An 18487-nucleotide genomic window follows, 5' to 3' on the forward strand; every position below is an offset into this window, starting at 1 on the left:
ATGGAACGAGAATATACAAATGTGATGGAAGAAATCGTTGTGACTTGGGTTCAGGTTTTAATGTCAGGTATGGAATACCAAACATTTTGTTCATGCGGCAAATGTAAAAATGACATCATCACATTATCATTGAATAATATGCCCAATTACTATGTAACGACAGAAGAAGGACGTAGGCGGATATTCGAGAATTTGAATACGGAAGAAAACCGGAAATGGATCAATAAGAGGATCATCAATGCCATACACGTTGTGGGGCAATATCCTAAACATTGACTGGCAGGAGGGAAGATAAGGTTCAAGCAGCCTTATCTTTTTTCGATTTGCCTAATAATGATGCGATCAGCGGAGAATGTATCGCGTGTTGGAGGGAAGATTATGATTTATGTGTTTTATTTACGGTACAGGAGGGAAGATAAATAAAGTACAAAGTAGGTTCATTCGATCAAAAATGAGGAGATGAATTTTATATGAGTAAAAAAATTGCATGTGTAGTAACGAATATGTTTGAGGATTCCGAGTATAGTGAACCGGCTAGAGCATTTGAGGAAGCTGGCCATACAGTAACGACAATCGAAATGGAAAAAGGGAAAACGGTTCAAGGCAAACAAGGTGAAGTGGAAGTCAAGATTGATGAAAGCATCGATTCAGTGAAACCAGAGGATTTTGATGCATTGTTCATTCCGGGCGGTTTCTCGCCTGACCAGCTGCGTGCTGACGAACGCTTCGTAACATTTGTCAAAGCGTTCATGGATGATAGAAAACCAGTCTTTGCGATTTGTCACGGACCTCAGCTGCTGATTACGGCCAAGGCACTTGAAGGGCGCCACGCAACTGGCTATACCTCGATTAAAGTCGATATGGAGTATGCAGGTGCGACATATTTGGACAAGGAGGTTGTGGTTTGCGGCAACCAACTTGTAACCAGCAGGACGCCGGAAGATCTTCCTGCATTTAACCGGGAAGCGTTAAACTTATTGAAATAATAAAAAAATTCCGGCAGCTGCCGGGATTTTTTTTGTAATAAGCTTTAAAGGATTCATATACTCCCATCTTTGCAGTAAAATATAAGGAGAGACGAATAAAAAAGGAAGTGTCACGATTGATCGTATTAAAGTCTGCACGTGAAATTCAAGCGATGCACGAATCAGGTAAAATATTGGCCGCTTGTCATAGGGAGATTGCAAAAATGATCGTTCCTGGTGTGACTACGTGGGAAATAGAGGAATTTGTTGAAGGATTCCTAAAAAAACATGGCGCGAAGCCGGAACAAAAAGGATACAAAGGATATGAATATGCGACATGTGCAAGTATAAATGAAGAAATCTGCCATGGCTTCCCCCGTAAAACCCCTTTGAAAAATGGAGATATCGTGACGATTGACATGGTCGTCAATTATAATGGCGCCCTTGCCGATTCGGCCTGGACGTATACGGTCGGAAAGGTTTCGAAGGAAACGGAACATTTGGTGCAAGTGACGAAGGAATCTTTATATAAGGCGATCGAAGTTAGTCTGGTAGGCAATCGGATCGGTGATATCGGTCATGCGATCCAAACTTATGTCGAGGCGGAGGGCTTTTCGGTCGTTCGCGATTTCATTGGACATGGAATTGGAAATGTCATTCATGAAGAGCCGCAGGTTCCTCATTATGGGCTGCCGAATAAAGGCCCGCGCCTTAAGGAAGGCATGGTGTTCACGATCGAGCCGATGGTCAACGTAGGTACATATAAGGCCAGCCGGGATGCGAATGGATGGACGGCTTCCACCGCAGACGGGAAATACTCGGCCCAATATGAGCACACGATCGCCATCACGAAAAACGGTCCGCTTATTCTAACGGAGCAATGAAATTTTAAATCTGCATGATACTTTCAAAAAGGTCTCGGAATGGGCTCATTCCGAGACCTTTTTAATGGAGGATCGAAGAGGAAGGCATACCGTTATAAAAGTTTTAATAAAACAGTTGCACATGGCCAATCGCGAAGAAGAAGCGTTCGATTCATTGATCTCCTTCGTCCATTTTTCTTAAAACTATTGAACGGGCATTGTGCCATTTTAAAATTCGTTCTAAAAACCATTCAAAGAAAAGATCCGCATCCAAGGGGAAGACGGGTACGGTCGCATGATTCATGGTTCGCTCAAGGCATTCAGGCCATGCTATCGCCGCTTTGACATTCAAAAGCGTTTCCAATAAAATGAGATCACTTTCTTCTTTTATTAGAATTACCTTAGGAAAGTCCTCTTGTTTATACCCCTCAATTAAAATCACATCAGGATGAAATAGCCCCAATAATTGAATCAGCTCAGTAATGGAAGCTCCAGCGTTGAGGTTGCCGAGCAATTCCATGGTACCGTCCCCTTCAACAAGTGAAGCCACTGCGCCAGCTTGAAAGTGATTATGGGAATCCTTCAAATTAGCGATATCTGGTTTTCCGCCATGGCCGTGGTGCTTTAGCACGGCGACCTCCACTTTCACTTTGCGGAGCTTTTCGATGACCTTCTTTATGAAGGTCGTCTTTCCTCTATTCTGGTAGCCGACAACCTGAAAAACAAAGGGCTTCACCACGGCCAACCACAACCTTCCTGGTCCTCCAGCAACAGGATTTCCACGATGTCACCCGTATGAAAATTCCTCGTCCCGCCTGGTAGGATGGTCAGTGAATTGGCACCTGCCAAGCTAGTGGTAATATTGGATTTATCGACACCGCTTGGAGTTACCTTCAATTGACCTGCTTCGTAATAAAATCGTGTTCTCAGAAGACGTGTAAATGGGTTGGGCTTTAAGACGTCCTTTGCCAATCGAGCTGTTTCTTTGCGTAAATGCAGCTGTTCGGAAAACAGCATCGCCCGGATGATCGGTCTTGCAAAAAGTTCAAAGCCGACATAACAGGCAGAGGGATTACCGGATAAGCCGAATAAAAATTTATTTTGATAAACGGCTACAGTCGTAACGCTTCCGGGGCGCATGGCCACCTTGTTGAATAACACATCAGCTCCAAGTTTTTGATAAACATCAGGAAGAAGGTCAAAGTCACCGACGGATACGCCACCAGTCGTGATGAGCAAATCGACTTCTTCCAAGGCCTTTGAAATGGCAGCGTAGCTCGCTTCGAACTCATCCTTAAGCTTCCCATAGTAACGGACTTCTCCTCCAGCCCTGTGAATTTGGGCGGAGATGGCATGTGAGTTGCTATTGCGGATTTTCCCTGGCTGCAAGGGTTCGTGAGCATCGAGAAGTTCCGATCCTGTAGCGAATAATCCAACGACAGGCTTTGCGGCGACAGGAACTTCTGCATAACCGAAAGTTGCAAGCAATCCAATGATTCCTGGATTGATATTTGTACCTTTTTTCACTAGGATATCCCCATGTCGTGCGTCCTCGCCTTGAAAGGATACATTTTCCCCTTCCTTAAGGGAGCGTTTGAATGATATGTATTTCTTTCCGTCCACTTCCGATTCCTTTGTAAGCTCAAGCATGATCACGGCATCGCATCCAGCGGGCATTTGAGCTCCGGTCATGATTCTTACGGCTTGGTTTTGCTGTACGGGGATGGTCGATACCATACCCGCAGCCAACGCCTCCACCACCTCGAACGTGAGAGGGCTATGTACGGAACCTTCGACGGTATCGATTGACCTGAGAGCGTAGCCATCATAAGGGGAGCGGTTGAAATGCGGAACATCATGTGTAGCAGTAATATCTTGTGCCAAAAAACGATGCTGGCTTTCTTCCAAGGGCACCCATTCCATTTGTCCCGCTAGTTTATTTTCCATCACTTTATTGACTGCTGCTGATATACTGATCGGCGTTCTTCTTTCCACCATGCTTTCCACTCCTGTCTCTTATTCATATATCAAATGTAGCAGAAATCCAAAAAAAAAGAAAAATCCTCACCATATTGGGAGGATTTAATCGTTCACTTATTGCGCAGTCTGCCGAGTTCTTCGGCGATCGCTTCCATTTCACGGACACTGAAGTTCGTTTTTTTCATGACCATCTGATAAATGTCATGAAGCTCTTCATACATCTCGATATCAAAATGGGTTGATTTGATTGCACCGAAATTCATCACTTTTAATTTGTCCTTTATCGCTTCCACCATAAACTCGACACTTTCTGCCGTGTTTTGAGTTAAATCCATTTCCCTCATCCTCTCAAACGTTCCTAAATTATTTTCATCTTTGCATGATTGCCCTTAGAAGTCAATGGATTTTGGAGCTGAATGCAAGCATGAAACCCAATTCTCTCGATTATCTCCGCGTTTTAAAGTGAGTGGGTTTGGGAAAAGATAGGAAAAAACTTATATAAACATTGTATAATGGAGATAGATACCATTATCCATCAATCAATATATGAAGAGGAGGAGAATATATGAGCAACATTCGAGAAGAATATAAGAGTGCCAAGAAAAGCAAATTTATGCAAGCGGTCTTTATTGGGGCGGTTGCAGGGGCTGTGGTGAGCCTTTTTGATAAAACGACGCGTATGTCTGTATTGGAAAACGGTAAAAGCTGCATAGGTACTATGAGTGAATTCGTAAAGAATCCCAATGGGGTTCTTTCGCAAGTGCGTGAAACATCGACGAAGGTCCGTTCAACGGTAGAAAAAATATCTGATGATGTATCTTTCATTTCCCAAAAGGTGGAGGAAATGAAAGATATTCCGGCGCAAGTTGCCCATGTGGTGATGGAGACGAAGGAAGTCTTTACGTCAGAGAATGAGAGTGAGTCGTCTGCGAATCACGATCCGGAAGGAAGGGTTCCCTTAAATTAGAAAAAGGAGTGGAGATATGGCCAGTAAACAGGAATGGCTGAAAGGCTCATTCTTCAAGGCTTTCATAAAACGGTTACAGATGGATGAAGTGACGGGATTAGCTGCTCAGCTGTCATATTTCTTCTTGCTTTCCTTGTTTCCGTTATTAATATTTTTGTTCACTTTATTGGCCTATCTGCCATTTTCCCAAGAAGATATATTGAATACGGTCCGTTCCTACGCACCTGACGATTCGATGAAGATCATTGAAACCAATTTATCGGAAGTGATGGAGGCGAACGGTACATTATTGTCGTTTGGTATCATCGGTACGATTTGGTCGGCCTCAAATGGTATGAATGCAATCATAAAAGCATTTAACCATGCATATGGTGTAAAAGAAAGTCGAACTTTCTTTATTTCCCGGGGAATGTCGATTTTGCTCACTTTAGCGATGATTTTTGTTTTTGTTGTCGTATTGCTGCTCCCGGTATTCGGAAAGCAGATTGGAGTATTCCTGTTTTCTGAAATTGGACAATCCGATGAGTTTCTAACCATTTGGAATCAATTGCGATGGGTGGCCAGCACGATTGTATTTCTAATCGTGTTTACAATCCTTTACTGGATTGCACCGAATAAGAAACTGAAATGCTTAACCGTGTTGCCTGGTGCTATCTTTGCAACGGCAGGCTGGAGCCTCGTTTCCTTTTTGTTTTCGTTTTATGTCGATAAATTCGCCAATTATTCCGCAACATACGGAAGTCTTGGGGGAATCATCGTTCTAATGGTCTGGTTTTACTTATCAGGACTCATCATCATCCTGGGCGGGGAAATAAATGCCCTTTTGAGCGAAAAGAAAAATCCAGAATGTGAATGAACTTCCTTGACTTCCCGTAATGGCGATCCATCCTGCCGCAGATACTATTCAAGAAATGACAACTTTTGTAGAGGAGGAGTTTTTTCATGAGTAAAAAGGATGGCAGCACAAAGCAAAAAGGGAAAAAAGGTTCGAACCATAAAACGTCTGGTTCTGCAAATGGTAAGAACGGGTATCATTAAAGAGCTAAACATAAAAAAAGGAGCCTTGGGGCTCCTTTCAGTTTGTAGACAAAAGGGGTTCGGAATTAAAAAATTCCGAACCCCTTTTGAAATTCCTTTGAAATTTTGACCAAAGGTTACGAGATTTGGGCTCTTCGAGCCACTATGTTAAGCCATTTTAGGACCTTGCCATGTCCAAGTGGCCATCTTCTTTACATTCATGGCAGCGAAAGTAAGCATCGCCTGCATCGACAATTTTTTAAGTCCCCTTAAAGTAGTCCAACGCATACCATGCTTTTCTTTTGCATCTGCGAATACACGCTCAATCGTTTCTTTGCGTTTCGCATATATAGGTTTTACCTCTTGATGATGACGCAGATGATCTGCTTCTTCCACATATGCTTGCCAGATATGCCGTGTCACTACTTTTTGATGGTCTTTGCTTTCCGTACACCGTGATAAAAATGAGCATGTTGCACAAATTTGTTTGGGCGATTTGTACTCGCGATAGCCCTCTTTATTTGTTGTTGAGTACTTTAAAGTTTCTCCCGAAGGGCAAAGGTAACAATCAAAGTGTTCATCGTAAACATAGTCATGTTTGCGAAAGAATCCTTCTTTTGTACGAGGACGTGTATAGGGTAAAGCAGGTGTGATTTCTTTGTTAAATAGGTAGCTTGTAATCGCTGGTGTTTTATAAGCTGCATCTGCGGCAACTGCTTCTGGTTTTCCAACTTTCTCAATCACTTGCTCAACAAGTGGCTCCAAAATATGACTGTCATGTGTATTACCAGGTGTTACAATCGTTCCCAATACAAAACCGTTGCCGTCTGCGGCCGCATGGAATGAATAGGCAAACTGTTTTGTTCGTTCATCTTTCACATAGTAGCCACTCTCAGGATCCGTAGTACTTTCTTTAATTGCTTTGGTTTCTTCCTTATCAAATTTATCTGGTGGAAAAGGCTTCTTTCCGTGGTTTTCACGATCTTGATTGATTTCTTCTTGAAGACGTCCTTGATACGCTCGTGTTTCTTTACGAACGATTTTCTTTTCAAATTTCCGTTTATTCGCACTGGCTTTCACATGTGTGGAATCCACGAAAACGTGTTCTACACTTATTACCTTTTTATTAGCAGCTGTCATTAAAATGCGACAGAAAATCTGTTCAAACAGGTCTGTATCTTTAAAGCGTCGCTCATAATTTTTTCCGAACGTAGAGAAATGAGGCACTTTATCATGGAAACCATAGCCTAAGAACCAACGATAAGCCATATTGGTACGCATGGAACGAATACCGAAGGTATATTGAATGAAAGTCAGTTTAACTAAAATAACTGGATCAATACTTGGGCGTCCTACCTCTGAGTACATATCTTTCACCAAGTCATAAATGAAAGTGAAGTCAATGGCAGCCTCCATTTTACGAACCAAATGGTTCGGTGGCACCAGTTGATCTAAAGTAATCATTTCAAGTTGATCTCGCTGAATAGTGATCATGTTTAGAAAGCATCCTCATCACCTCAAGTTTTAATACTTCAATTTTAAAACAAAAATGACTCCAGTCAAAAGTGTTCTATCTAAAAGGTAAGACAAAGTTGATTGGAACGGAAGGTACGAGACTCCTGCGGGAAAAGCGCGTCTAGGGGAGACCCCGCAGGCAAAGCCGAGGAGGCTCCCCGACCGCCCGCGGAAAGCGAGTGCCTGGAGTGGAAATCAACGTCTAAATTGTACAGGCCATAAAAATAGACAAACTCGATTTTCATCGAGTTTGTCTACAGTCTGAAAAAAGGAGCCTTGGGGCTCCTTTTTTTAGTTAGTTTCTCAATAGCCTTAAGCTATTCAGGATAACGAGAATCGTGCTGCCTTCGTGACCGATGACGCCATAGGGCAGGTCTAGGAATTGAAGGAAGTTGGAGGCGATCAGGATCATGATGACTGAAATCGAAAAAATGACGTTTTGTTTGATGATGCGATTCATTTTTTTTGATAGCTTGACGGCTTCAGCAATGCGGGGCAGGTCATTCTTCATCAGGACGACATCCGCTGTCTCCAAGGCAACATCCGTCCCTTCACCCATCGCAATTCCGACAGAAGCGGTTGCTAATGCAGGTGCATCATTGATCCCATCCCCAACCATGGCTACAGTGCCGAATTGCTCTTTCAGCCTTTTCACTTCATGAACTTTCGTTTCAGGCAGGCATTCCGCGATATATCCATCAATTCGGCTCTCTGCAGCAATCGCCCTGGCAGTCTTTTCCCCGTCACCTGTCAGCATCACTGTATGGATGCCTTCATTTTTTAGAGCCTCGATGGCGGCGATGGTTTCTGCACGCACGACATCCTTCAAGGTAAGTATACCTGCAATCCCTTTGTCGTCTTTTGCATAAACGATCGTCTTTCCTTGTTCCGCCAATGTCAGTGCAATGCCTTCGTTGAAATTTTCAGCTTCAGTTCGGCCGACGAAATCAGCTTTTCCGATTTTCCAAAGCACACCGTTGAGATAAGCTTGAACACCGTTACCTGAAATATCTTCCATATTTTCTGGTTTAATGATGTCAGTGGCCAATTTTGGTTTCGCATAACGTACGATCGATGTTGCCAGTGGGTGGTTCGAATAATTTTCGACGGATGCAACATGGAACAAGAAATCCTCTTCAGTCAAACCTTCACGGATGATGACATCGGTTACTTCTGGCTTTCCTTTTGTCAATGTGCCGGTTTTGTCTAAAGCGATAGCCTGAAGGTTACCCAGATTCTCCAAATGGATACCGCCTTTAAATAATATGCCATGACGGGCACCGTTTGAAATGGCGGATAAGGTAGCGGGCATAATGGAAGCCACAAGGGCACAAGGTGAAGCGACAACAAGCAGGATCATCGCCCTGTAGAAAGTTTCCGTCCAGCTCCAAGCCAATAAGAAGTGGGGCAGGAACATCATCAAGCCCACCACAGTCAATACGACCTTTACGTAAGTTCCTTCAAACCGTTCAATGAACAGCTGTGAAGGGGACTTTTCGCTCTGAGCCGATTGCACGAGAGTAATGATTTTTTGAAATAAAGTTTCACTTGCTGGCTTGGTAATTTCCACGGTAATCGTGCCACGAAGATTCACCGTTCCGGCAAATACCTCATCATCCAATGATTTACTGACTGGGATTGATTCACCAGTGATGGCGGCTTCATCGATATTTGTACGTCCATCAATGATTTTTCCGTCCGATGGCACTCGCTCCCCTGGTTTAACCAAGATCAAATCCCCGATATGAAGCTGGGAAACGGATACGGTTTCTTCATATCCGTTTGTGATGCGCAGTGCTTCTTCCGGCTGCAGATCCATAAGAGCTGATATTTCTTTATGGCTTTTATTCATCGTGTACGTTTCGAGTGCACCGCTTAAAGCAAATATGAATATCAATATCGCGCCTTCGGTCCAATAGCCAATGATTGCCGAACCGATGGCCGCTAGAATCATCAGCATTTCAACATTCAGTTCGCGGTCGGCAATCGTATCTTCGATGCCTTCTTTTGCTTTGGCATAGCCGCCAATCAGGAAAGAGGCCAAGTAAATGGCGATGGAGGTGGATTCCATGCCATTCTTTGAAAGGACCCAGCCCACTACTATCAATAAACCGCTGAATAATGCAGCGATAAGTTCCATATGTGGTTTTGCCTTTTCCAACCAGGTGGTTTTGCAAGCCGCCGCCGGTTGGGTTAATTGTTTCGTTTCTGTAATCATAAAATTTCCCTCCCACTTTTCTTCTCTATTTATGTGTAATTGATATAGATTATCATTAGCATCCTGTCTAATTGAGAAAGATAATCAACGTCATTTTTCTCCGTAAAATATGAAAGCTGTCATCGGAATTGTGATGACAGCAATGTTTTTAAGGGTTTCTTTACGCGTTGTTCATTTTGATAATATTATAATACCACATATCCTATTCGAAAATAAAGAAGAATGATTCTAATGTAGGAAAAAATATAAAGTGTTAGTGATTGCAATCTGAAAGTTTGATTGTTAAATGGTGTATGACGGTTGAATAATAAATGAAGTAGTTCAGATAATAAACTAAACTACATGTCTTTTGCAGGCAACTTTTCCTTGAAAATAGCCAATGCAAGGAAGACCAGGAAAAGCATGATACTGATCATGTAGAAAAAATCCCCACCCTGTGAATGCTCGATGATAAGGCCGCCAAAGAATGGACCGCCGATGCTGCCAAGACTATAAAAGATACTGCATAACAAATTTCCTGCAGGTAAAAGATTACGAGGCAATAAATCTGCCATATAACTGATACCTAGCGAGAAAGTCGAACCGAGCATCATTCCGCCAAGCATAAAGCAGAGGAAAAGGCCGAGCACGGAATGGGAGTAGAGTCCTGCTATAGTGAATATGGTGAATCCTGAAAAAATGATGAACAGCAGCGTCTTTCGCCGTCCATATCGATCACTGAGCATACCAATCGGAATCTGTGTAAGCAGCGTACCTCCTGAAAATGCCGGAATGATAATCGACACGGCGGTTAAATCGATTCCCGATCGCAATGCGAATACTGGAAAGTTGCTATTCAATGAAGCTTCGAGCACACCAAACGTGAATGGCAATAAAAAAGCAACCCAAGCGATGCGGCTCACCTTCGTAAACCTTTTGAGTGTGCCAAGAAATGACGCGTTTTCTAATTCATCCTGTTCAGGAAGCTCATTTCTAATCAAGAAAACGGTTAACCAAGTGAGCAGGCTGATTATGGATGTGATGATGAAAGGTAATGATTGATTGAACTCGAGAAGCTTCGTCATTAGCGGACCAACCATGAAGCCAAGGCTGAAGAAAAGGCCGTAAATGGCAAGATTCCTTCCTCGCTTCGCTTTTGGGGAAATAGCGGTGATCCAGGTCTGGGTGGCAAAGTGAAGTGTATGATCGCCGATGCCGATGAAGAAGCGCAGGAGGAACCAAAACCAGAATGATTCCCATACAGGAAATAGGGCCAAAGAAAGGATGACGGTCGCTCCCCCAAATAATATCAATGGTTTATATCCATATTTACGGAGGGGCGCTTCCATAAATGGAGAAATCAACAGAATCCCAATATAAAGCGAGGCAGCATGAAATCCGTTTAAGGAAGAGCTGATTCCGTCACTTTCAAAGATGATGGCAATGACCGGCAAGAGCATTCCTTGAGAAAAACCCGATATGCCGACAATTAAGATTAAAACACGTATAAGCAGTTTATGATTCATATATTCATGTCTCCTAAGAAATGTGTACCTTGTTGATGTTACATCCTAAGGACAGGGTTAAGCAATTAAATATTGGGTAAATATTGACAAGAAGGAGTGCTGTGATAAAATTTTCCTTTGGCAATGACGTAAGATTATGTATGATTGTTTTTGTTATATAAAAAGTACATATAAGATTGTGAGGAGAAGTATCGTGAATAAAATATTTTTGGGACTTGTCGTACTGGGTGTCCCTTTATCCGTCATTGGTTCTTTGCTGCATTGGCCAAGTGTAATCATGTTCATCGTATATTGCTTGACGATCATCGCGCTTGCAGGATTCATGGGAAGGGCGACAGAAAGTTTAGCGATTGTCATGGGGCCGAGGATAGGCGGGCTCTTGAATGCTACCTTTGGTAATGCAGTCGAATTGATCATTTCCATCTTTTCTTTGAAAGCGGGACTTGTGGGGGTCGTACTGGCTTCTTTGACGGGTTCGGTTTTAGGAAACCTGTTGTTGGTGGCGGGATTATCCTTCTTTATCGGTGGTACCAAATACAAACGGCAGAAATTCAACGTTTTCGATGCGAGACATAATGCGGGGTTGTTGATTTTCGCTGTTATTGTGGCCTTCGTGATCCCGGAAGTATTCACACAAAACATGAGTGAAACAAGCACCATGTCGTTAAGTGTCGGAATCTCGATCATTTTGATTTTATTATACCTTGCTGCATTATTCTTTAAATTGGTTACTCACCGCGGGGTCTATCAGCATAATGAGAAAAAAGAGGAGCATGAAGATGAAGTGCCGGAGTGGAGCAAGAAGAAGGCCATTATCGTTCTTGCCCTTGCTACTTTGGCTGTTGCTTATGTATCGGAGAAACTTGTCCATACGTTCAGCGAAGTGGGGGAAACCTTCGGATGGACGGAGTTATTCATCGGTGTCATTATCGTTGCGATTGTAGGTAACGCAGCTGAGCATGCATCCGCCGTTATTATGGCGTATAAAAATAAAATGGATGTCGCTGTGGAGATTGCGGTCGGTTCCACGCTTCAAGTCGCGATGTTCGTAGCGCCTGTACTCGTGCTGATTTCGTTAATGTATCCGACGCATATGCCGCTTGTTTTCACATGGCCAGAGCTCATTTCAATGGTTACAGCCGTCTTTTTGATGATCATGATATCGAATGATGGGGAAACGAACTGGTTTGAGGGGCTAACGCTATTGGCTGCCTATTTCATTATGGGCATTGGCTTTTACTTATTATAGGAATACAAGGCCTTCCAACGCGGAAGGTCGTTTTTGTATAAATAAAAATGACTCTGCTCAGGTTAGATTTAGCAGAGTCATTTCTATATTAGTAAATTACCATTCATAAGTTATTCCAAAATTTTTCATCATGCTTTGTGAAAGTTGAGAAATATTCTAGAGTGTTACACCATCCTTTTACATCAGATTTAAGTATTGGCGATTTCGTTTTCTGTTATCCTTTAAAAAGGTGTCATGGATTGTTCGATAAGCATACCCCCTGAATGTGTAATAGGTATGAACGATTTCGCCTCCTTTTTATAATGTAAATGAAGTATAACAGATACTGAAAGAAAAGTAAATATTCTGAACTTTACAAATGCATTACAAAATCGACATTTGATTGAAATGTATAATATGCTGCCTAAAAACAAAATCTATAAACAAAATGATTGAACCCTTGAAAAGGAGTGCGACAGCATGAGAAGAATAATTCTTTGTACAATGATTGCGCTAATTGCTTTCATTCAGGCGAATGTTAGCTTTGCGGCCGATAAACCGGGAGATAAGGCAGCTCCGACTAAGGTGAATATCCCGCCTTCCGTATTGAATATTGCCAAGGAAAACACATACCCTAACTCGACGCAAGATCTTCCGATGCTGCAGCCGAGTAAGTTTGCCGAACAATTGATCGATTCGTCTGATATCAAGATTGAAAATCCAGAACTTATCCATATGTTGAATGAATCGGCAATTGCAAAGGCTCCGCTTGCTTTTGGTTACAGGGCGACCATTTATCTTGGTCATTGGGCATTGAATTATGAGTCATCGGAAACGGCCCCGAACTGGGAATATCAAAAGATCAATATGAATTATTATGATAATCGGGGCGGGGAAGTCCCATACAGGATCCGTTATGTCCAGGAAAGCCAGAAGGTAGTAAGCGGAGGTTTGACCGCTAAAATCCCGAAGGCCGAGGATGTCCAGAAGATGATGCTCTTGAAGGCTACGGAAAAGACGAATTTGCCATTGGCCTTCGAAACGATCATCGGAGCTGGCACGAAAAAGGATGAAGTATACAATGTGGCTTCGAACAGGATCGGTTACTTATCCAGCTATGCCTCGGCAGTAAATGAAAAAGGCAAGGTCACTTATGGGGAAGTATATTTGAACTTGAAGGGCAATAAAAGAACGATTACGATCAAGAACATCACTTCACAGGGCATCGGGGCCTGGATACCGGTTCAGGACCATGTTTCCTTCAGCTTCACCGTATCGCAGCAGCCTAGGTAAATGAAAAGAACTCGCCTTGATTGGCGAGTTCTTTCTCATATGTTTGAGCTTCTTGTCCGGAAGTCTTCCTTCGGATAATAGGCGTTTTTGACGAGAACGTTAGGACCCAGGCATTTGACTGCCGGGCAGTGGCAGTTCAATTCATTGGCCAGTCTCGAATTCATCCAGGTGTCATATGATTCGGTCAATGGCTGGTCTTTAATATTACCCAAGGTCGGCGCATCGCCGAAGTCGGTCACGATGACTTCACCCGTAAAAATGTTGATATTCAAGCGTGACCGTCCATCAGGGTCGTTGCGGACTGTCACTTTATGCGTCTCATAAAGGCGCTGAAGCAGTTCTATATCCTCTTTATTATCATTACAAGGATAAAATGGCAATGTACCGAAGAGCATCCAGACATTTTCATCACGGATATCAAGCAAATGATGAATCGCTTCCCGCATTTTGTCCAAGGATAAAGTCTCAAGAGCCGATGCGAAATCACTCGGATACATCGGGTGTATTTCATGCCTTTGACAGCCCATTTCATCAACGATCTGTCTATGGATATGCTCAAGATGCGGCAAAGTCCGTTTATTGAGCATCGTTTCTGCCGACACCAGTACACCAGCTTTTGTGAGGGCACGGGAATTTTCAATCATTTTATCAAATAATTTCTTACGCTGTTCCCGTGATGGTTTACGATCCATCATGGCGAAGCCGATATCAATGAATTCATCAATCGTTCCCCAGTTATGGGAAATGTGCAGCACATCCAAATATGGAATGATTTCCTCGTACCGTTCCAAATCAAGGGTAAGGTTGGAATTGATTTGTGTCCGCACTCCCCTGCTTCGGGCATATTTCAATAGAGGCAATACATAATTCCTGACTTGTTTCCTTGATAGCATCGGTTCCCCGCCTGTTATGCTGAGTGAGCGAAGCAAAGGGATTTCATCAAGCCGTTGAATCAGCAATTCCAAAGGAAGGGCATCCGGGTCTTTTGGCTGCAGGGTGTAGCCGACAGCGCAATGCTCGCAACGCATATTGCAAAGGGTTGTGGTGGTGAACTCCACATTGGTCAAATTGATCTTCCCATATTGTTCAACGTCCATATATGCTTCCCAAGGATCATACTTGGGTGTAATTGGTGTTAAAAGATCTTGCTTGATTATTGACATGTATTAAAACTCCTTACGTAATAGTGCACTAACTCATTATGAACAATGCGGACAAAAATTGTCAAATGGCGAAGAGCTGCATTTTAGCTTGCCATTGCACTTTCATGCAGATTTCGTTACGATGATATGGAGAATGGAAGGAGAGTGCCTCATGGGAAAATCCATTACAGGTAAAAACGAACAATTAACTTATTTAAAAGAACGCCTCACGATGTTTATGGAGGTTTTGGACCATATCGAACCGGAAAATACGGAATTGGAAGATATAGACCGCTTGATCGGCATGTTAGATGATTTGGAAGGGAAAGTCGAACAATTCAAAACCCGCGAGGAAGAATGATATCTGTTTCGATAATATGATGTTTTCGATATTTTTATTCATGAAGGGATGGCAAGCAACATATGCCATCCCTTTTTTCCTTGATATAAACACTGATTCATCCTCCATTTTTGCATTCTGTTATTTCGTTCCATGATTCATTTACCGCCAAAATGGCTTTTCATTAAGAAAAACAATTACTTGTTTTCGAAAGAATATGTTAGATGTATAATAAAACGGGTGTTGTAACATTCGTTTTTAACAGAGAAGCAGGGAAAAGGTTTAAATATAGGGGAAATAAGAGGGGGAAGAGAAATTTGGATATTCAAAAATTCCAAGAAAGTATGTACAGCCTTATCGTTGAAACTTCAACGAATCTTCCAAAGGATGTTCGTCGGGCGGTCAAAAACGCTAAGCAGCGTGAAAATGCTGGTACTCGTTCAGCCTTGAGCTTGGATACCATCACCAATAATATTACGATGGCTGACGACAATGTATCTCCGATTTGCCAAGATACAGGTCTGCCGACTTTCAAAATTAAAACTCCAGTTGGCGTGAACCAACTTGAAATAAAAAAAGCGATTCGAAATGCCATCATTTTAGCGACGAAAGGCGGAAAGCTTCGTCCTAACGCCGTTGACTCCCTATCGGGTGAAAATAGCGGGGATAACCTTGGGGAAGGTCTTCCTGTCATGAAATTCGATCAGTGGGAAAAAGACTACATCGATGTCCGCCTGATTTTAAAAGGTGGCGGATGTGAAAATAAAAATATCCAGTACAGTCTTCCTATGGAGCTTGAAGGATTGGGAAAGGCAGGCCGTGACTTGGACGGAATCCGCAAATGTGTCCTGCACTCCGTCTACCAAGCACAAGGACAAGGCTGCAGTGCCGGCTTCATCGGGGTAGGTATCGGGGGGGACCGTTCATCCGGATATGACTTGGCTAAAGCCCAACTTTTCCGCAGTAATGAAGATGTGAATCCGAATGAAGATCTTCGCAAGCTTGAAGAGTACATCATGGAGACAGCCAATGAGTTGGGAATCGGAACGATGGGCTTTGGCGGCGAAACCACGCTGCTAGGCTGTAAAATCGGTGTCATGCACCGTATTCCGGCAAGCTTTTTTGTTTCCGTTGCCTACAATTGCTGGGCATTCCGCCGTTTAGGAGTGAAAGTGAACCCTAAAACAGGTGAAATCAATGAATGGTTATATCAAGAAGGCGAAAAAATCGACTTTGCTCTAGAAGCTGAAAAAGCGGCTAAGGAAGAAGTGGCGGCAGCTGTAGAATCAGACGTTGAAGCTCCACGCGAAATTACCTTACAAGCACCCATAACGGAGGAACAAATTCGTGAATTGAAAGTGGGGGATGTAGTTCATATTACCGGCAGGATGTATACCGGCCGGGATGCCATCCACAAGCACTTATCTGAAAACCCTGCCCCAATTGATCTTGATGGTCAAATCATCTATCATTGTGGACCGGTCATGCTGAAGGATGAGGAAGGTAAATGGCATGTGAAGGCTGCAGGACCGACAACAAGTATTCGCGAAGAACCTTACCAAGGCGATATCATGAAACGATTCGGCATACGTGCCGTTATCGGCAAAGGTGGAATGGGACCAAAAACCCTAGAGGCACTAAGTGAACACGGAGGTGTTTATCTCAACGCAATCGGCGGCGCTGCCCAATATTATGCAGATTGCATCAAATCCGTCGAAGGTGTGAACTTCACCGAATTTGGCATTCCAGAAGCGATGTGGCATCTGAATGTCGAAGGATTCACAGCCGTTGTTACCATGGATTCACATGGAAATAGCCTGCACAAAGATGTTCAGCAATCTTCATTGGAGAAGCTGGCACAATTTAAAGAAGCAGTATTTAAATAAATATATGGAAAAGACGCTCACCAAATCGGCTGAGCGTCTTTTTAGACTTTATTCCTCTATATCAGGCAATGGATCGACCTTTGTTGAATCCTCTAAATTCAAACCACTATTCACAAAATGAACAAACAACCCTGCACCTAAGCCTAGACCACCAACGAAACCCAACGTAATTACCCATTCAAGCATGTCATCCGCCCCCTCCGTACATGTATATGAAAAAAAAGGCGATAATTGCCTCTGAAAGGTACAATCTTTTGGAACGGACGCACATACATTAATAGAGAAAGGGGGGATTTTCATGCAGAATAATTACTTCTTATTCTTTATTGCCATGCTAACCGGTTTTGCTTTCATCCAACTTCCTGTAGCTGGTACCATTTTCTCCGGTCTTGAAACATTCCTAGATGTAGTCGGAATTGTAATCGTTATCATTTTCGCAATTGCCATCGTCTGGAAGGCGGCACAGGCGTTATTTAAAGGATAAAAAACAGGGGGGCCAATCCTTTTTGGAGGAATGGCCCTTTTTTTGTTCAATCAGATTTGTATGTTGGATTCGCACCCGGAAAAATGTATCCTTGAAGGCAATAATCCGGTTGAGCCCGAAAAGAATTTGTCCCAACTTGGAAAGAATCCGTCCGTCCCGCCAATAATCCGTCCAAACGCGAGGGAAAATCGACCAACGATAGCATGCATATAAATCTTCATGTTCCAAACACTAAGAAAAAGGACATGGGGGATATTCCAATGAAAAAAAAGGCGATGTTAACTGTTCTCGTTTGCTTGATCTGCTCTTTGGGGAGCCCGGCTTTTGCGGAATCCTATAATTGGGGTTTCAATAAAGGGAAAAATGAGCTACCTGCCGATGCAGGAAAAAACTTCAATGAAATGCTGCCTAAATATGAAGCGATTTATAAAGGGGATACAACGAAGAAGGATATATATTTGACGTTCGATAACGGGTATGAAAATGGTTATACGGCACAGATTCTGGATGTTCTGAAGAAACATAAGGCGCCTGGGGCTTTTTTCGTTACGGGACATTATTTGAAAACGGCGCCTGAGCTAGTTGTAAGGATGGCAAATGAAGGTCATATCGTCGGGAACCATTCCTGGAACCACCCTGATATGACGAGCGTCACGGACGATGTGATCCGCACCGAGCTGGAGCGGGTTAAAAAAGCGACGGAGAAGTTAACGGGGCAAAAGGAAATGAATTATTTGCGTCCTCCTCGAGGGGTGTTCAATGAAAGAACGATGGAGGTCGCCAAGAAGGAAGGGTATTACCACATTTTTTGGTCGCTTGCCTATAAAGACTGGATCGTAGACCAGCAGAAGGGAGCGGCTTTCGCTCATGATGAAGTGCTGAAGCAGATTCATCCAGGTGCCATTTTATTGCTCCATACAGTTTCCAAAGATAATGCGGACGCACTGGACTCAATTTTGACGGATCTTGAAAAGCGAGGGTATACTTTCAGCAGTCTGGATAATTTGATGATTGAAAAACAATTGCCAAGCAGAATGCTGTATTAATAATGGAAAAAAGCGGGTACCTGTAGCGACATTTCAGG

Annotated in this window: 19 protein-coding genes; 11 read left to right on the forward strand and 8 right to left on the reverse strand. The window is 43.0% G+C overall.

Annotated elements, in window-relative coordinates; all coding sequences use genetic code 11:
• The 3 genes from MHI53_RS02985 to map all read left to right on the forward strand — a co-directional run bounded on the left by MHI53_RS02985 (position 1) and on the right by map (position 1849).
• Entirely contained in the window at positions 1-276 is a 276-nt protein-coding gene (locus MHI53_RS02985) for a late competence development ComFB family protein (protein WP_061142553.1), read from the forward strand.
• 194 nt (positions 277-470) lie between these two features.
• A complete protein-coding gene (locus tag MHI53_RS02990) occupies positions 471-986 on the forward strand; it encodes a type 1 glutamine amidotransferase domain-containing protein (RefSeq protein ID WP_061142552.1) in 516 nt (171 codons plus the stop codon).
• A gap of 116 nt (positions 987-1102) precedes the next feature.
• The gene (map, locus tag MHI53_RS02995; RefSeq protein ID WP_061142551.1) at positions 1103-1849 is read left to right on the forward strand and encodes a type I methionyl aminopeptidase; all 747 of its coding nucleotides are present in this window, start codon (positions 1103-1105) and stop codon (positions 1847-1849) included.
• A gap of 151 nt (positions 1850-2000) precedes the next feature.
• On the opposite strand, the gene mobB is transcribed toward map, so the two are convergent.
• The 3 genes from mobB to MHI53_RS03010 all read right to left on the reverse strand — a co-directional run bounded on the left by mobB (position 2001) and on the right by MHI53_RS03010 (position 4143).
• The gene (gene mobB, locus MHI53_RS03000; protein ID WP_340372721.1) at positions 2001-2579 is read right to left on the reverse strand and encodes a molybdopterin-guanine dinucleotide biosynthesis protein B; all 579 of its coding nucleotides are present in this window, start codon (positions 2577-2579) and stop codon (positions 2001-2003) included.
• Positions 2561-3826 carry a gephyrin-like molybdotransferase Glp gene (gene glp, locus MHI53_RS03005; RefSeq protein ID WP_340372722.1) on the reverse strand — a complete coding sequence of 422 codons (1266 nt, stop codon included), beginning with the start codon at positions 3824-3826 and terminating at the stop codon, positions 2561-2563. Before glp ends, mobB begins: the two co-directional genes overlap by 19 nt.
• Positions 3827-3918: 92 nt before the next feature.
• Positions 3919-4143, reverse strand: a complete 225-nt coding sequence (locus tag MHI53_RS03010; protein ID WP_061142548.1) for a DUF1128 domain-containing protein — start codon at positions 4141-4143, stop codon at positions 3919-3921.
• Positions 4144-4373: 230 nt separating this feature from the next.
• Here MHI53_RS03010 and MHI53_RS03015 point away from each other — a divergent pair, with 230 nt between their 5' ends.
• Positions 4374-4775 carry a hypothetical protein gene (locus MHI53_RS03015; RefSeq protein WP_061142547.1) on the forward strand — a complete coding sequence of 134 codons (402 nt, stop codon included), beginning with the start codon at positions 4374-4376 and terminating at the stop codon, positions 4773-4775.
• A gap of 16 nt (positions 4776-4791) precedes the next feature.
• The gene (locus MHI53_RS03020; RefSeq protein WP_340372723.1) at positions 4792-5631 is read left to right on the forward strand and encodes a YihY/virulence factor BrkB family protein; all 840 of its coding nucleotides are present in this window, start codon (positions 4792-4794) and stop codon (positions 5629-5631) included.
• Positions 5632-5960: 329 nt separating this feature from the next.
• On the opposite strand, the gene MHI53_RS03025 is transcribed toward MHI53_RS03020, so the two are convergent.
• From MHI53_RS03025 to MHI53_RS03035, 3 genes are all read right to left on the reverse strand, one after another.
• A complete protein-coding gene (locus tag MHI53_RS03025; protein ID WP_340372724.1) occupies positions 5961-7286 on the reverse strand; it encodes an IS1182 family transposase in 1326 nt (441 codons plus the stop codon).
• Between the two features lie 316 nt (positions 7287-7602).
• On the reverse strand, positions 7603-9525 hold the full coding sequence (locus MHI53_RS03030; protein WP_061143628.1) for a heavy metal translocating P-type ATPase: 1923 nt from the start codon (positions 9523-9525) through the stop codon (positions 7603-7605).
• A 338-nt stretch (positions 9526-9863) separates the two neighbouring features.
• Positions 9864-11030, reverse strand: coding sequence for an MFS transporter (locus MHI53_RS03035; protein ID WP_340372725.1), 1167 nt, complete (start codon positions 11028-11030; stop codon positions 9864-9866).
• A gap of 190 nt (positions 11031-11220) precedes the next feature.
• Here MHI53_RS03035 and cax point away from each other — a divergent pair, with 190 nt between their 5' ends.
• The gene (gene cax, locus MHI53_RS03040) at positions 11221-12279 is read left to right on the forward strand and encodes a calcium/proton exchanger (RefSeq protein ID WP_061143636.1); all 1059 of its coding nucleotides are present in this window, start codon (positions 11221-11223) and stop codon (positions 12277-12279) included.
• Positions 12280-12738: 459 nt separating this feature from the next.
• Positions 12739-13551: a YfkD famly protein gene (locus tag MHI53_RS03045; RefSeq protein ID WP_061143626.1), complete on the forward strand. Its 813-nt coding sequence runs from the start codon at positions 12739-12741 to the stop codon at positions 13549-13551.
• Between the two features lie 35 nt (positions 13552-13586).
• Here MHI53_RS03045 and yfkAB read toward each other — a convergent pair whose 3' ends face one another.
• On the reverse strand, positions 13587-14714 hold the full coding sequence (yfkAB, locus tag MHI53_RS03050; protein ID WP_340372726.1) for a radical SAM/CxCxxxxC motif protein YfkAB: 1128 nt from the start codon (positions 14712-14714) through the stop codon (positions 13587-13589).
• Positions 14715-14865: 151 nt separating this feature from the next.
• Here yfkAB and MHI53_RS03055 point away from each other — a divergent pair, with 151 nt between their 5' ends.
• Positions 14866-15054, forward strand: a complete 189-nt coding sequence (locus MHI53_RS03055) for an SE1561 family protein (protein WP_061143624.1) — start codon at positions 14866-14868, stop codon at positions 15052-15054.
• A gap of 296 nt (positions 15055-15350) precedes the next feature.
• The gene (locus tag MHI53_RS03060; protein WP_340372727.1) at positions 15351-16919 is read left to right on the forward strand and encodes a fumarate hydratase; all 1569 of its coding nucleotides are present in this window, start codon (positions 15351-15353) and stop codon (positions 16917-16919) included.
• A 48-nt stretch (positions 16920-16967) separates the two neighbouring features.
• Here the strand turns inward: MHI53_RS03060 and MHI53_RS03065 are convergent, their stop codons facing one another.
• Positions 16968-17105, reverse strand: a complete 138-nt coding sequence (locus tag MHI53_RS03065) for a hypothetical protein (protein ID WP_185113129.1) — start codon at positions 17103-17105, stop codon at positions 16968-16970.
• A gap of 112 nt (positions 17106-17217) precedes the next feature.
• Between MHI53_RS03065 and MHI53_RS03070 the strand changes: the two genes are divergently transcribed.
• The gene (locus MHI53_RS03070) at positions 17218-17403 is read left to right on the forward strand and encodes a hypothetical protein (RefSeq protein WP_061143622.1); all 186 of its coding nucleotides are present in this window, start codon (positions 17218-17220) and stop codon (positions 17401-17403) included.
• A 260-nt stretch (positions 17404-17663) separates the two neighbouring features.
• On the forward strand, positions 17664-18449 hold the full coding sequence (pdaA, locus tag MHI53_RS03075) for a delta-lactam-biosynthetic de-N-acetylase (RefSeq protein WP_061143635.1): 786 nt from the start codon (positions 17664-17666) through the stop codon (positions 18447-18449).
• Positions 18450-18487 lie beyond the last annotated feature (38 nt).

The sequence above is a fragment of the Peribacillus sp. FSL E2-0218 genome (assembly GCF_037992945.1).
Taxonomy (GTDB): Bacteria; Bacillota; Bacilli; order Bacillales; family DSM-1321; genus Peribacillus; species Peribacillus simplex_B.

What these genes read in the sequence shown, in the direction of transcription:
- MHI53_RS02985 (WP_061142553.1), top strand. Translation starts at nt 1, where the DNA reads ATGGAACGAGAATATACAAATGTGATGGAAGAAATCGTTGTGACTTGG.
- MHI53_RS02990 (WP_061142552.1), top strand. Translation starts at nt 471, where the DNA reads ATGAGTAAAAAAATTGCATGTGTAGTAACGAATATGTTTGAGGATTCC.
- glp (WP_340372722.1), bottom strand. Translation starts at nt 3,826, where the DNA reads ATGGTGGAAAGAAGAACGCCGATCAGTATATCAGCAGCAGTCAATAAA.
- MHI53_RS03010 (WP_061142548.1), bottom strand. Translation starts at nt 4,143, where the DNA reads ATGGATTTAACTCAAAACACGGCAGAAAGTGTCGAGTTTATGGTGGAA.
- MHI53_RS03015 (WP_061142547.1), top strand. Translation starts at nt 4,374, where the DNA reads ATGAGCAACATTCGAGAAGAATATAAGAGTGCCAAGAAAAGCAAATTT.
- MHI53_RS03020 (WP_340372723.1), top strand. Translation starts at nt 4,792, where the DNA reads ATGGCCAGTAAACAGGAATGGCTGAAAGGCTCATTCTTCAAGGCTTTC.
- MHI53_RS03025 (WP_340372724.1), bottom strand. Translation starts at nt 7,286, where the DNA reads ATGATCACTATTCAGCGAGATCAACTTGAAATGATTACTTTAGATCAA.
- MHI53_RS03030 (WP_061143628.1), bottom strand. Translation starts at nt 9,525, where the DNA reads ATGATTACAGAAACGAAACAATTAACCCAACCGGCGGCGGCTTGCAAA.
- MHI53_RS03035 (WP_340372725.1), bottom strand. Translation starts at nt 11,030, where the DNA reads ATGAATCATAAACTGCTTATACGTGTTTTAATCTTAATTGTCGGCATA.
- MHI53_RS03045 (WP_061143626.1), top strand. Translation starts at nt 12,739, where the DNA reads ATGAGAAGAATAATTCTTTGTACAATGATTGCGCTAATTGCTTTCATT.
- yfkAB (WP_340372726.1), bottom strand. Translation starts at nt 14,714, where the DNA reads ATGTCAATAATCAAGCAAGATCTTTTAACACCAATTACACCCAAGTAT.
- MHI53_RS03055 (WP_061143624.1), top strand. Translation starts at nt 14,866, where the DNA reads ATGGGAAAATCCATTACAGGTAAAAACGAACAATTAACTTATTTAAAA.
- MHI53_RS03065 (WP_185113129.1), bottom strand. Translation starts at nt 17,105, where the DNA reads ATGCTTGAATGGGTAATTACGTTGGGTTTCGTTGGTGGTCTAGGCTTA.
- MHI53_RS03070 (WP_061143622.1), top strand. Translation starts at nt 17,218, where the DNA reads ATGCAGAATAATTACTTCTTATTCTTTATTGCCATGCTAACCGGTTTT.
- pdaA (WP_061143635.1), top strand. Translation starts at nt 17,664, where the DNA reads ATGAAAAAAAAGGCGATGTTAACTGTTCTCGTTTGCTTGATCTGCTCT.